This is a genomic window from Lachnoclostridium phytofermentans ISDg (genome assembly GCF_000018685.1).
Lineage (GTDB): Bacteria > Bacillota > Clostridia > Lachnospirales > Lachnospiraceae > Lachnoclostridium > Lachnoclostridium phytofermentans.
This window is the reverse complement of record NC_010001.1, coordinates 1,217,940-1,233,009: the sequence shown is the minus strand read 5'-3', so window position 1 is coordinate 1,233,009 and position 15,070 is coordinate 1,217,940. Positions and strand designations below refer to the sequence as shown.

The window sequence follows — 15,070 nt, the reverse complement described above, 5'->3', positions numbered from 1 at the left end:
ATCTTATGAACTTCGGTATATACAAGTTATCGATGTATAAAAAGTACGGTATCTAATATATCAAGCTTAATACAAATAATTGGTTCAGCAAATCAATCTCCTATATTCTATCTAATCTAATATTAAATACTAAATTATCACCTTGCTTTCCAGCCTCCAAAATTCCATGATGCAGCTCTATGATCTTCTTTGAGATTGTTAATCCCAAGCCAGAACCTTCTTTTTCACTACTTCTAGCACTATCTAATCTATAGAATTTCTCAAAAACCTTATTTATTTCAATTTCTTCTATGTCTTTACATTTATTCATAAAATGAATTTCAATATACTCCTCGCTACTTTCTACAATTATTTTAAAAGTAGAATGAGAAATACTATACTTCTCAGCATTTTTTATTATATTTTCAAAAACTCTTGAAATTAATTTAACATCTATATTCGAGTACAATTCTTTATAGGGATTTATCAATACTAGCTCTACATCTTTTTCATTAAAATCAATAATGCTTTCTCCTGCTATTTGATTAATTAATGCAGAAACGTTAAACCTTTTAAGGTCAAGCTTCACATCGTTACCTGTTAATTTAGTATACTCAAATAATTCATTAACTAAATCTTTTAGTCTTAGACTCTTGTTATATACTATGGAAATATATTCATCCCTAGTTAGCTCATCTTCGTAACCATGCTTGTTTAATAAATCTGAATATCCTATAATTGATGTTAATGGGGTCTTTAAATCATGAGAAACGGAAGTTATTAATTCATATTTAGAGTCTTCTATTTCTTTTTCCTTCATAAATGTATCTTGCAATCTTTTATTCATTATGTTTATATTCTGAGCTAACTCAGTAAATTCATCATTTCCTTTCTCCTCTAGTTGACTTAAGTATTTCAAGGAATCTATTTTTTTTACTGAATTTATGATGTATTTAAAATATTTAAGCCTTCTGTTCACAAGCAATAAGAATATTAATATAAATGAACTTATCGTAACAATAAAGATGAATGAAAGAAATAATATATTATATTCGTTATCCCATGACATAGCATTTTTATATAAAATAATAGAATAAAATTTAAAACACGATACCATCACGATAAAACAACCTACGATGCCAAGAATTACAGCTCCTAATGCTTTTACAGCTAAAGAATTATATGCTTTTCTCTTCATATTTTATAACCAACTCCCCAGACCGTTTTTATATACTCAGGATTCTTTGGATCTTTTTCAATTTTTTGCCTAAGTTTTGTAATATGGACCATAATTGACGTATCACCAACTGCAAATTTATCTCTCCAAATATTTTCATAGATTTGTTCAACACTAAATACGATATTTTTATTTCTGCAGAATAATTCTAATATTTTATATTCAGTTGGTGTCAATTTGACTTCCTTTCCTGCCACCGTCACCCTATGCATATCAAGACTTAAAACTAATTCTCCAATCGAAATGTCATTATTATCTAGATTATTAAATATCGTATATCTTCTTAGTTGAGCTTTCACTCTAGCAATCAATTCCATCGAGCTAAAAGGTTTTGAGATATAATCGTCGGCACCTAAGGATAAGCCCCTAATCAAGTCTATTTCCTGATTTTTTGCAGTAAGAAAAATAATCGGCATATTAAAATCTTTTCTTATATGAATCAAAGTCTCTAAACCATCCATTTTTGGCATCATAATATCTAATATTACCAAATCAAAGTTATTTTCTTTTATTAATTGTAGAGCTTCTAGTCCACTACAAGCTTTATCAACGTAATAATCTTCTGATTTTAAATATACGGCAATAAGCTCACTAATGTCTTTATCATCATCAACTATTAATATATTTTTTTTCATAACTCCCCTCTTCACACGTTAAAACATACGCTGGTGGAAAATTTATAAATACTTTAGAATAATTGACCTCTCTAAAATATTTTTTAATAAATCTCAATTTGAAAAGTGTATATTGAAAAGTAATAAATTTTCCTCTATGCTTTAACAAATCTGATGTTTTCATTAAGATGCGCCTTGAGACATTTTTCGGTAATGATGCAAAAGGTATGCCAGAAACAATATAATCAACCTCACTAACCGAATATCTTTTTAGTATAATATCAATGTTTTCTGCGCTATCATTTACTATTATCACGTTCTTTTTATAACCGTAAAGCTTATTTAAACTGTTATAAAATTCTTTGTTTCTTTCAATTAATATAACGATTGTATTATTATTTACTCTAGAAAGAATTTTTTCTGTAAATGCGCCGGTTCCTGGTCCATATTCTATAATATATTTTGCATTTTTAAAATCTATCTCACGAATCATTCTATAGGCTAAATATTTACCGCTTGGCGCTATTGCTCCAATATATCTTGGATTTTTTATATACTCTAACAAAAACATTTATACTAACCTCCAACATTTTATTTACATTGATCATAAAGAAAAATGTTTAAATGTTGCTGCATAAATGTTTTAAGATTTCTTAATATTTGATTTGAAAATATAAAAAACCAGCTATTTTTGCGACTACTTTTAGAAAGAAAAGAATATAAATAAGTACTCGTTTTACCAGCTCAAGAAGTTCTACCCTTTTGAGCTGGCATTACTTTCTTCTGTCCTCCTCATCAACTGTCCTATCACCCAAATAACAATAACCTCTGAGTATTTTATCTGATTTTCTCTTAGACCAAGCCTGCCCACTCTATCAGCAAATCATTTAGAATTTGCTCTTCCTTATTAATAATTTCTTGAAGTTCACTAAGCTTTTGATAATCCGTAGCTATTTCAGGATCACTAAACTTAAGTTTTAGCTTATTGATTTTTTCTTCTGAATCGGAGATCTCATTTTCTAGCTGAACTAATCTCCGTTCCCTCTTTGCTTTTTCCTTCCCATTAAGATAAGATATCTGCTCGCTTGTCATCGTATTTTGTAAGCAAGTTGTACTCTCTGATAATTTATCCTTATTCTCATCTCTAAGATTACTTGTGTCACTTATCAAGTTCTTTTCTTTTTTCTCAAGATATTCTTCATAACCATATGGATAATAATTGACCTCCCCGTTCTCAAAAATGAGTAAATTATCTGCAACACTACGTACAAAATATCGATCATGTGATACAAAAAGAAGAGTTCCCTGATAGCTTTTCAACATCGATTCTAACATCTCTTTTCCTATCATATCCAAGTGATTGGTTGGTTCATCAAGAATCATTAAATTCGCCTGTCGTTTCATTAATTTTGCTAAGGAAAGTCGAACCTTTTCGCCTCCGGATAGCTGACTTAATGGCTGAAATACATCATCACCAGTAAATAGGAAATTTCCTAATATGGTTCTTACTTCTGTTTGCGTTAGCTTTGGATATGCATCCCAAAACTCATCAATCACGTTTTTACTCTCATCTAAATTAAGAAGCTCCTGATCAAAATAAACCCAGTCTACATCCCTACCAAACTTAAACGTTCCTCCAAGGGTATCTATCTGTCCAACAACAGACTTTAATAACGTCGACTTCCCTTTCCCATTCTCACCAATGACTGCAAGCTTTTGCCCCTTCCTTAAATTAAGAGAAACACTTGCTAACACTTCTTCATAGCCTATCTTTAACTCTTTCACTGTTAGAACCTCTTTTCCAGATTCTATATTGGGCTGAAGCTTCGCATGCATAGCTTTTGTATCAAAACGCAGTGGTTTTGGAATCTTAACCATATGAGCAATCTGCATTTGCTTAGAACGTGTCATAGATACTTTCGTCGGCGTGTTCTTCCACTTTTCAATAAATATTGTTAATCTCTCAATTTCTTTTTGCTGGGCTTCATAATCTTTGCATAGTTTCTCATAATCGAGACGCTTACGTTTCAAAAATTCTGTATAATTACCAGGGTAACGTTTCATCTTTTTGTGTTCGATCTCATAAGTTACATCCACAATTCTGTCCAAGAACATACGATCATGAGAAACTATAACCACTGCATGATTATACTTTTTAAGGTAACCTTCTAACCACTCAATCATTGGCATATCTAAGTGGTTGGTTGGCTCATCTAGTAACATAATGTCCGGCTTACTAAGAAGTAATTTAACTAATGCGATTCTAGTTTTTTGCCCACCTGAAAAAGTTTGTATTTCACGATCAAAATCTGGCAATTCAAAACCAAACTTTGTAAATATCTGCTCTATCTCATATTGATAGGAATAACCGCCAAGGCTCTCAAATTTATCAGAAACCTTTGCATATTGCTCCAGTAGTTTCTCACTCGAATCCACTTTCATAAGACCTGTTAATTCACTCATCTTATCTCGTAAAGTAAAGATTTCCTCATACACCTTTAGCAATTCTTCTCTTACGGTAATTGATTCTTTTTCGAAACTGATCTGTTCTAAATATCCAATACTAGGTGCCCCATCTGCTTGTATGAAAAACTCTTCATCACTATCTAAATTATCTACTTCTAGTTTACCGGCAATCACTTGTAATAATGTTGTCTTACCGCAACCATTTCTCCCTACAATCGCAATCTTTTCTGTATTTTTAATTTCCATAGAAACACCATCTAACAATCTGTTTCCTGGATATCCGATAATAGCATTTTTCATTTGATAAACCATATCTATATTCTCCTAATTTTCAGTAATAAAAAAACCTTCTCCGTGTTTGGAAAAGGTCTAATAAACATATAAATACATGCAGAAATAAAGTATATGATTCACTTAACAGCCACCAGCTGTAAGTTTATTAATCATATACGAACTTTGAAGTTCTCCTAAAGCAATGTAATTTATTTGTCTACGATTTTCCACAACAACTAACCATGTGTAAAGCATGGTTATATATATAAATATTCAGTTGTATCAATCACAGACAACGCTTCATCGGAGTACCTCTCTTTACGTATATTTCTATATATGATAACATAATTACCCTATTATGTCAATTTATGTATTCATTGATACTAACTTTTATGTATGATTCATTGTTATTCATTGTTACTAACTTATTACTAGTTACGTTTTGCCCTACATCCAAGATATAACATTGCGAAGAATCTTAAATCTCATTTTCTATTTCCATATCTAAATTTTGGATTCTAATGATTAACATATTGATTTTAATTTAATATGTATAATATCCCCATACACAGTATTCAATTGTATACTAAGTGAAGTAATTATTATTTGTACATAATTAAGAATTTAGTCTAATAAAGGAGTGGTTATAACATGATAGGTATGTTAATTGGAGGTATCATATTTCTCATTATTGGTTTATACACCCTTATTAAAGACTCATCAATATCTATAGCAACATCTTTTCTTTTCACACCATTGGTTTAATAAACATCGTTCGCAATAACATTTTCTTGCAGTACATACACTCCGCCCATGATAGATTAATTGAAAATTAATACGATTCCAGTTTTCTTTCGGAAGTATCTTCATCAATTCTTGCTCCACTTGTACTGGATTTTTTCCTTCCGCCCAGCCGAGTCGCTTTGCAATTCTCAAAACATGGGTATCCACCGTTACCCCTGGTATATCATAAGCGTCTGCTAAAAATAAAGTAGCTGACTTTCTTCCAACTCCAGATAACTTTACTAATTCATTAATGGTTGTTGGAACTTTACCACCATACTCATCGATGACTTGTTTACAGCATTGCTTCATATTCTTAGCTTTACTCTTATATAACCCAATTGATCTAATCTGATCTTCTATTTCCTCTACTGGTGCTTCTGCCATTTGACAGATAGAAGAAAATCTATTCCACAAACCCGGTAACACCTCATTTACTTGTTTATCCGTACTTTGCGCACTTAGCATGATGGCGAGTAATAGTTGCCAATCTGCGTAGTGTAAAAATCCTTCCTTGGTGGTTCCGTATTCCTTATCTAATATTATTAATATCTGTTGGATTGATTCATTTATCATTGCTTTTCCTTCTTTATAAATTCTTCTTGTCCTTGTATTATATTATAATAAACAACTTCAGTATATGGTAAATTTAACTCTTCGTATACTAATAAGTCTAATAAGAAAAAATGGGATATTCTTACAATTATGTTGATAAAAGGTATAATATGTATTATCATAAAAGTAGCAACCTATTAATACTGATTTATAAATAATGATTTATTAATTATTCTTATTCCAATTAAAAATTTATAAATATCTACTAAGAGAGCATGTTTCCAATATGGAAAATATAATGTATTAGTAATCATTGAACCAGATACACATTTTATAAGTGAATTTATATTTTACTTATTCAAAGAGTACTAAGATCGTTTTAAAAGTTATGCAAAATATGCTTTTATGAGGAAGTAAGCAGCGTTAATAAATGCTTTATAAATTAAGTTATTAGATTAAATTTTAGTAGGGAGGTGTGGTATTGGAAGTTATGTACGCTTTTACTGATGAATCGGGTAATCATGGTTTTAACTTTGACCAAGATGGAGTCTCAACGTACTTCATAGTTACTGCAGTGTTGATAACCGAAGCTAAATTAAATGCAGTCAAAAACGAAGTAGAAGCTATACGAAAAAAATATTTTCAAACAGGAGAAATAAAATCATCATCGGTAGCTAAAAACCATGCAAGAAGACTAAAAATATTGGATGAATTAATGAAGAGTGATTTCAAAATATTTTCTGTAGTTGTTGATAAGCAAAAAATATTCAATGATAGTGGTCTCATGTATAAAGAGTCATTTTATAAATTTGTAAATAATTTAGTACATAAAGAATTACGTTATGCCTTCAAAAAATTAGTTGTATGTGCGGATGAAATAGGCGGTAATGATTATATGAAAAGCTTTTGCAATTATGTAAGAGATAATGAAGACATACCGAATTTATTTGGTGAAAGAGAATTTTATTTTGAAGACAGCAAGAACAATGTTCTTATCCAGTTAGCCGGTTTTATTAGTGGAACAATATCTTTTGAGTATGAAAAAGCTAAAAAAGAAGATGCTCCCGATTATTTAAAGATATTGGATAAAAAAATAATCCGCATTGAACATTTTCCGAGGATAATATCAAAGTATATTATTGAGAAAAGCACTCTATCAGAGGAACATAACAATGAAATATCAGATATATGTTTGAGGCATATTCAAGGATTTTTATGTAAATATGAAAAGCCAGCAGATGAAGATCAGATGAATCAAGTTATAGTATTAAAGTATCTATGTTCTAAATTTTTAAATAACGATACAAGAAAATATATACCTACAACAGAACTTATCAACAATTTGAAATATCGAACAGGAAAAGCTGTTAGTATGCAATATTTTCGCACACGTATTATTGCAAAATTAAGAGATGAAGGTGTTATTATAGCTAGTTCTTCAAAAGGCTATAAAATACCAGCGAAAGAAAACGAATTATATGATTTTATTAATCATGGAACAACAATTATAATGCCTATGCTGGCAAGGTTAAAGAAATGTAGAGATAATATTAAAATTGGAACAGATGGGAATTTAGATTTATTTGACAATTCGGAATATAAAACTCTTAAGCAATTTTTTGATATTTAATTAATTAGTAAGTTTAAGTGTCGATTTTATTTAGGTATAAGAAAAATTTACATAAAATCAGGGAAGAAAATCGCTAACGAAATTCTTCCCTGATTTTTTACAGTTTTTTTTACTTTGATGGAGCTTTACTCCAAGATATTATTATTCACCTTTTACAACGCTGGGTAAACGTATCGTTCCCTATTATCTATACATTCCACCTGGCTTTTCAGCTAGATTTATAATAATATTCTTCATTTGACTATAATGATCGAGTATTACCTTGTGTGTTTCTCTACCAATACCAGAATCTTTATAACCACCAAATGATGCTCCAGCTGGGAAGATATTATAGGTATTTACCCAGATACGTCCAGTTCTAATACCTCTAGCAACTTTAATTGCCTTATTAATATCTTTTGTAAATACACCACCAGCTAAACCATAATCACTATCGTTTGCCATGTCAATCACTTCATCGATAGTCTTAAATTTAATAACAACACCTACTGGTCCAAAGATTTCCTCTCTAGCAACTCTCATATCGTTTGTTACATTTACTAATAAAGTAGGTTTCATAAAGTAACCGTTGACAGCGTCACCTTCTACGAATCGTTCGCCACCTGTTGCAACTTTTGCACCTTCATTTTTACCGATCTCAACATAGCTTAAAATCTTCTTTAATTGTTGCTCACTTACTTGAGCACCCATCTGTGTTGTTGGATCCAGTGGATTTCCTACTTTTACTTTTTCAAAAGCAGCAATTGCTTTTTCTATAAATTCGTCGTAGAAATCTTCTTGAACAAAAATTCTTGATCCTGCGGAGCAAACTTGTCCTTGGTTAAATAAGATACCTAATTGGATACCTTCTAACGCAATATCCATATCTGCATCACTAAAGAAAATGTTTGCGGACTTACCGCCAAGTTCGAGTGTGGAAGGTATCAGATTCTGTGCAGCGGAAATTCCAACTTCTCTACCGACTTCTGTGGAACCAGTAAATGCTAGCTTATCGAGTCCTTTGTGATGTTGTAAATATTCACCGCTCTTAGAACCTTTACCAGTGACAATGTTAATTACTCCTTTTGGTACAACATTTTCAATTAATCTCATTAATTCCAATACGCTAAGTGAGGTTGTACTAGATGGTTTAAATACACTAACATCACCTGCTGCAAGTACTGGAGCTAACTTCCAAGCTGCCATTAAAAATGGGAAGTTCCATGGAACAATTTGACCAACCACGCCGATTGGCTCTCTGAGAATTAAGTTGAGAGTATTTTCATCTATCATAGTAGAGGTACCCTCTTCTGCTCTAATAACCCCTGCAAAATATCTAAAATGATCTGCTGCTAAAGGAATATCTGCACCAGTTGTTTCTCTAATTGGTTTTCCATTATCCATAGTTTCAACTGTTGCTAAAAATTCAGCATTTTCATCGATGATGTCTGCTATCTTATTCAATACGGCAGCTCTTTCAACAGGAGTTGTTTTGCCCCATGTTTTAAAAGCTTCTCTAGCAGCTGCAATCGCTTCATCAACATCATTATTAGTAGCATCTGCGATTTCAGCTAAAAATTCTCCATTCGAAGGATTGTAAGTTTTAATAGTCGCACCGTCCGATGCATCTTTCCATTCACCATTGATATATAATTTATATTTGTTTTGTAATTGTATATTCATAACTTACCTCCATGTTCTATATTAAAATTATCAAATTATTCGCTCTGTAATTGAGTGATAATACTTTTCTTATAATGTTATTGTAGCACATTTTGTCGTATTATGCAATTTTGATATTTAATTAACCATTTAATTGTAAAATATCAGCTATTTTTCAATTATTATCCAAAATAAGCTTATATAAATGCAATAACATCTATATAAGCCTATTTCTAAATTTTTTTACTCTTAAATACTTGATAATACCTTGTCAAAGCTTATCAGTTTTATAAAAAGCTCAATTTTACCAAGTACTACCTTAATTACCTTCCTGCGCAGAGAAAAGAAAGATTAATTTTTCACCTATAGTATTGCATCCTCATTCTGCTAAGCACTGCTAACACTTCATATTTTCTCGGCAGATCCATCCATCTACCGCATTCAGTGAAAAACGGAGAATAAGTAGACTCTAAACCTTCCTCCATAACATTAGCTAATAACTCCGTAACCTCATTTTCTACGTGAATCCACTTGGGTTCGATCTCTTCCTTCTCTAATTTCTCTAAAGAAAACTTCTGAAAACGCTCCATTGGATTCACCCGATTAATCAGCTTCCGCAATAAAAATACGATTGCATTTAGTTGTGGAATAGAGACAATATCATGAATCATGCGGATATCTATCTGTTCTTCTCCTAAAAAAAGGAATCCTAAGTCTGATACCTTTAAAACCTCTGTTGAAGATCCGTCTGGATAAGTCGTTAAATAGTTCGCATCCATCTGTACTGTATTAGACCAGTCCGCTAGCCCAACCATGAATTCCTTCTCTTCCTTAACCTGATAGGCACACTGCTCTCTGAATTGTTTTGCATCTTCAGTCACTTGATGAATCTGATAATCCGTCATCATATAAATTCGATCCGAAACCGAAAGATACTCACTACTCCCCCCTATGACAAGAATTGTTGATACTCCTCTTTGCTTATATAACTCCTGAACACGTTCTACAAATGGTGTGATTGGCTCTTTCTCAATGAGTGCTTTCATAATCGGATCTTGAATCATAAAGTTCGTGGCAGATTTATCTTCATCAATCATTAATGCCTTACATCCCCAATTAATTGCTTCCATTATATTCGCTGCTTGCGAAGTCGAACCCGAGGCATGCTCTGTAGAAAAATCCACGGGATTTCCACCAGGAATCCATTTAATAAATGGCGACAAATTCACGTGACGGATACTTCTTCCATCCTCTGCTGAGATTTTCATTGCGGAAGCATCTGTTATCACAAACTCTCTTCCATCTCCTGAAATGTGATTATAAATACCTGCACTAATCGCATCTAGCAGAGTACTTTTTCCTGAATATCCGCCACCAGTAATAACAGTAACGCCTTTTTTAAATACCATTCCCTTGATTCCAATGATTTCTACCTCATCCTCTTTCGTTGATTGAAATGGAATTGCATCTAGCATTGGCAAGTCACTTCCCTTTTCCCTTGGTAGTATGCTCCCATTCGCAACAAATGCGAGGCATCTATTTTCCTTTAACCACGTTCTGATTGCTTCTTGCTTCTTTGCTAGTTCTAATGCTTCATAAGCCCCTTCCTTATGAAACTCCTCAATAAATCGATTCACGGTATCCGGTAAATCCTTTGTTAGCATTTGCACCGACTTTTTATGCTTACCTATCGGTAACTGCACCTGAATCATAATGCTGGCACATAGATAAACTGGTACATCTCCAGCACCATCTATCGGAATGATCGTGTTCTTCGTTGGATTGGTATAATACTTCTGAGAAATCATATTTGCACTGATTACATTCCTCTTAAGCACCTTATGATTCGGCTCATAAATATAATAATGACCATTTTCTTTATCCGTCCGTTTTCGATTATCATTTAGCTCATTTAGCATCTTAATATAAGGAATAAAGGAGCGAAAGATATAATCAAGTACTGCTGTGCTTGTATCAGTAATCTGTAAATTCTTCATCGGAATGTGAATCGTAACGGTAGGCTTTGACAAATCAAGTCGATTGCTTTTTGTAATTTCATATCCAATCTCATCATCCCAATAGACTGCATGATTGTGATTAGTTGCGTCTTTATCAATAAATGTCTCTAGCATACTGCCTTCATACATTTCTTCATAGTTTTCATTACTTGGGCTCATATTTAATATATAATAACGTAATCTCTTCAAATTATAATCTCCTTTTTTTCACATGACTATTGATTTCCTATAAATTTTCTTCCCATAAATTGATTCATTGTTATCATACACTAATCACCTTTCCTTTCAAAAATGTCTGATCTGCTTTTAGGCATAAAAATAGCCATAACAAGTAGCTTCATCTCTACTTGTTATGGCTATTTTCGCGCACAAAAAAAGACACACCAAACATGCGTCCCGTAGTCAACAGTATTCATAAAGGTACTTAAAAAATGGCATTATCTAGCTTTCCACTAAGATAGATATGCCCCTATTCAGTTAATTATAATTCACCATCCATGTATTCTTTGTCATATTATAATTCCTCCTTTAACTGAACGTTTTAAGTAACATACAATCGTTATTATACTATTATTTCCCATAAATTTCAAGTACTATTCATCAGAATACCCTATTTATTTTGTCTTTCGCTCTTAATAAGATGAAAGCTTGCAGACAGAGTAGTATATCTTTTAGCCTACAAGCTTTTTTCTTATTCTAGTTACTTCCGATCACAGCTTTAATTCGTCTAACACCAGCTGAGGATGCTTCTTCCTTTACAGTCCGAAATGATTTAAGCTCAGAAGTATTTTTTACATGTGGTCCTCCACATATTTCTTTAGAGTATCCAGGAATCATATACACTTTTACGACTTCTCCATATTTGTCCTCAAAGATACCAACAGCTCCTAATTCTTTTGCTTCCTTCACCGTCATTTCTTCACATAGCACATCAATTTGATTACGAATGGCTTCATTGACAATTCTTTCGACCTCTTCAAGTTCCTCCTTCGTTAGCTTTCTATGAAATGAAAAATCAAACCGTAACCTTTCTTCTGTAATATTGCTTCCTCTTTGAAAAACATCAGTTCCTAGAACGGTTCGTAATGCCCCATTTAAAAGGTGTGTTGCCGTATGAAGTCTTGTCGTCTGCTCCCCATGATCCGACAAGCCTCCCTTGAATTTAACCTCTGCTCCCTGTCTGGATTTTTTCTGATGCTCTGCAAATTTCTGATTATAAGCTTCAACATCTACAGTGATTTCCATCTCTGATGCCAGCTCAATCGTAAACTCTATTGGAAAGCCAAAGGTATCATATAGTTTAAAGGAAAGTTCACCGTTTAGTATCTTTTCCTCTCCAACTTGATCAAAATAAAGCTTTGCATTTTTCAGTCCCCTATCTAATGTTTTACTAAATAAGTCATACTCCTTTTCTAGCTGCTCCATAATGAATAATTCATTTTCTCTTAACTCTACGTAGATACTTCCATACTGTTCAACAATAACTTTAGATAACTTGCATAGCACATTATTCTCAATACTTACTTGTTTCAAATGACGAATCATTCTTCGAATTAGTCTTCTCAAGATATAACCTTGTTCCGAATTTGAAGGAACTATCATTTTCGGATCACCTAATAGAAATGTAACTGCTCTTATATGTTCACATATAATGCGTTTACTTTTTTCTGATAGCTTTGCTTCATTTGCTTCTATGATTTCATCTAACCTATTTTTAACCGGTAAAAAAAGTTCAGTTTCATATACATTTGTGTATCCATTTAAAATTGTTAATACTCGTTCAAATCCCATTCCCGTATCAACATTTTTCTGCTTCATTTCTTCATAACTTCCATCTGGCTTTTTATGATATTGCATAAAAACATTATTCCATATCTCAACATATTTTCCGCAATCGCATGCAGGCCCACAGTTTACACCACATGACGGTTTACCCATATCATAGAATATTTCTGTATCTGTTCCACATGGTCCTGTCTGACCAGCAGGCCCCCACCAGTTTTCCTCACGTCCATAGTAAAATATCTGATTATCCTGTAAACCTTTACTTTTCCACGTTTGTGAAACTTCCTCATCACGCGGTACCAGTTCATCCCCCTCAAAGACGGTAACTGCAAGCTTTTCTTTCGGTATGTTAAGACATGTTGTTAGAAAATCATAACTGATAGAAATAGATTCCTCTTTGAAATATTCTCCCAAAGACCAATTACCAAGCATTTCAAAAAACGTCAAATGCGTATCATCTCCAACCTCATCAATATCCCCTGTTCGTACACATTTTTGAACACTGACAAGACGTGTTCCTTTTGGATGATTCTCCCCTAATAGATATGGAACTAGAGGATGCATTCCTGCAGTAGTAAATAACACAGTCGGATCATTTTCTGGAAGAAGGGATGCAGACGCTATCTCTTGATGTCCCCTTTCTTTAAAATAGTCAACATACATTTTTCGTAACTCATTTGCGGTCATAGCAATACTCCTTTCAATTTTTAATGTCCTTAAAAACAAAAAAGCCCCAAGCTAATAAAGATTAGCTTAGGGCGAACTATTCTGTCCGTGTTACCACCTAATTTCAGATTTTACTCTGCTCTCACCAGTACGGGATTGCTCCGATACTTTTTCCCTATAACGGTGGAAATCCGGTGAAATCTACTTAGATTACTCTGTTCGGTTCACAGCTCCAAGACTGCTTCTATATCATTTCTGTAAGGATTCGCACCTTTCATCCTCTCTCTGAAACTTCCACGATATATACTATTTCTCTTCCTTGCCTTTTGTTTTTAAGTTCTGTATAAGATAGCATATATTTCCATATGTGTCAATATTAAATTTGCTTTTTGTGTATTATATAAACTTCATTTTAATTGTAAATTTACATCTACACCACATGTATAGGGGCTACTTCAATCATATATGGTGCTTATTTGTTTTAAATAAGTTTCATGCTCTTCACGATTGCGGGTAATGAGTTCATATGTGAGATATTTTGGATTTATTTCCTCTATGAACTCTTTCACACCTTCACAGACAAAAGGTTTGTGTTCGTCCAGACTAAAGATATATTCATATAACTGATACATACGCTCCCAATAGTCCTGTTTCAGCTCAATTTTGCTACTACGCATTCTTTTTGCATTTTCCCCTGACAAAGACTGGTGTAGATGAATCCCTTTAATATATTCCTTAATCGAACTGTGTTCTTTCATAACTTTTCTAATATATTGTAAAGCATCCTTTGGTGTCTTTAACTCTTGATTCGTATTCATAAGATGTCCAGTATCAAGCATAAGTCCTTTTTTAGTATAATTCACCCCATCAATTAGACGTTTTGCCATTAACGGATTCTTATAATTTAAACCTGGCCACCAAAGATTCTCCATTAAGAAGTCAAACTGATAAGACTTCCCATCCAATAGCTCATTTATTAATGAACAGGAAGCATCAATAACCTCCTCATCTGAATGAATAAATCTGCCAGTAAAAGTTTCTTCAACCGATACATCACAAATATGAAATACAACATACTTAGCACCAATGCGGTCCGCGAACTCTAATTGTTCTTTATATGCTTTAAGTATGGCAGATTTGTCTGTACCACCATAGATTTGTTCCACTACTTCCATGGTTCCATATTCATTTAAAACCTTATCCATGTCACCTTTGTAAAAATCCACCCACGTATTATAAAACGAAAGATGCATTCCAATAATCATATCCGGATGCAAATATTTTTCCTGTAATTCCTGTACTTTTTGTAATTCAATCCCATCTATCTCATACTTGGAATAAAACTGAATTAGATCTTCTTTATCAGTAAAGCGCTCAAGTTCTGAATCGTAATTAACCAAATTAATCATTCGCAACATCTTAT

At 32.8% G+C, this 15,070-nt stretch carries 10 protein-coding genes and 1 other annotated feature; of the genes, 1 reads left to right on the top strand and 9 read right to left on the bottom strand.

The window, feature by feature from the left end:
* Window positions 1-100: 100 nt before the first annotated feature.
* The 5 genes from CPHY_RS05115 to nth all read right to left on the bottom strand — a co-directional run bounded on the left by CPHY_RS05115 (window position 101) and on the right by nth (window position 5,928).
* The gene (locus tag CPHY_RS05115) at window positions 101-1,177 is read right to left on the bottom strand and encodes a HAMP domain-containing sensor histidine kinase (RefSeq protein ID WP_041703220.1); all 1,077 of its coding nucleotides are present in this window, start codon (window positions 1,175-1,177) and stop codon (window positions 101-103) included.
* The gene (locus CPHY_RS05110; RefSeq protein ID WP_012198990.1) at window positions 1,174-1,851 is read right to left on the bottom strand and encodes a response regulator transcription factor; all 678 of its coding nucleotides are present in this window, start codon (window positions 1,849-1,851) and stop codon (window positions 1,174-1,176) included. Before CPHY_RS05110 ends, CPHY_RS05115 begins: the two co-directional genes overlap by 4 nt.
* Window positions 1,826-2,401: a class I SAM-dependent methyltransferase gene (locus tag CPHY_RS05105; RefSeq protein WP_012198989.1), complete on the bottom strand. Its 576-nt coding sequence runs from the start codon at window positions 2,399-2,401 to the stop codon at window positions 1,826-1,828. Before CPHY_RS05105 ends, CPHY_RS05110 begins: the two co-directional genes overlap by 26 nt.
* A 281-nt stretch (window positions 2,402-2,682) precedes the next feature.
* Window positions 2,683-4,608, bottom strand: a complete 1,926-nt coding sequence (locus CPHY_RS05100; protein ID WP_012198988.1) for an ABC-F family ATP-binding cassette domain-containing protein — start codon at window positions 4,606-4,608, stop codon at window positions 2,683-2,685.
* Window positions 4,609-5,289: 681 nt separating this feature from the next.
* Complete coding sequence (gene nth, locus CPHY_RS05095; RefSeq protein WP_012198987.1) at window positions 5,290-5,928, bottom strand: endonuclease III; 639 nt, start codon at window positions 5,926-5,928, stop codon at window positions 5,290-5,292.
* A gap of 469 nt (window positions 5,929-6,397) precedes the next feature.
* Between nth and CPHY_RS05090 the strand changes: the two genes are divergently transcribed.
* Window positions 6,398-7,537 (top strand): DUF3800 domain-containing protein, encoded by a 1,140-nt coding sequence (locus CPHY_RS05090; RefSeq protein WP_041704017.1) that lies wholly within the window; start codon window positions 6,398-6,400, stop codon window positions 7,535-7,537.
* Window positions 7,538-7,720: 183 nt separating this feature from the next.
* On the opposite strand, the gene CPHY_RS05085 is transcribed toward CPHY_RS05090, so the two are convergent.
* The 4 genes from CPHY_RS05085 to CPHY_RS05070 all read right to left on the bottom strand — a co-directional run bounded on the left by CPHY_RS05085 (window position 7,721) and on the right by CPHY_RS05070 (window position 15,056).
* Complete coding sequence (locus CPHY_RS05085; RefSeq protein ID WP_012198985.1) at window positions 7,721-9,199, bottom strand: aldehyde dehydrogenase family protein; 1,479 nt, start codon at window positions 9,197-9,199, stop codon at window positions 7,721-7,723.
* 338 nt (window positions 9,200-9,537) lie between these two features.
* Window positions 9,538-11,385: a P-loop domain-containing protein gene (locus CPHY_RS05080; protein ID WP_012198984.1), complete on the bottom strand. Its 1,848-nt coding sequence runs from the start codon at window positions 11,383-11,385 to the stop codon at window positions 9,538-9,540.
* A 507-nt stretch (window positions 11,386-11,892) separates the two neighbouring features.
* Window positions 11,893-13,668 (bottom strand): alanine--tRNA ligase, encoded by a 1,776-nt coding sequence (locus tag CPHY_RS05075; protein ID WP_012198983.1) that lies wholly within the window; start codon window positions 13,666-13,668, stop codon window positions 11,893-11,895.
* A gap of 64 nt (window positions 13,669-13,732) precedes the next feature.
* Window positions 13,733-13,976, bottom strand: a binding site (T-box leader).
* Window positions 13,977-14,102: 126 nt separating this feature from the next.
* Window positions 14,103-15,056 carry a TIM barrel protein gene (locus CPHY_RS05070; RefSeq protein WP_049762301.1) on the bottom strand — a complete coding sequence of 318 codons (954 nt, stop codon included), beginning with the start codon at window positions 15,054-15,056 and terminating at the stop codon, window positions 14,103-14,105.
* Between the last annotated feature and the right edge of the window lie 14 nt (window positions 15,057-15,070).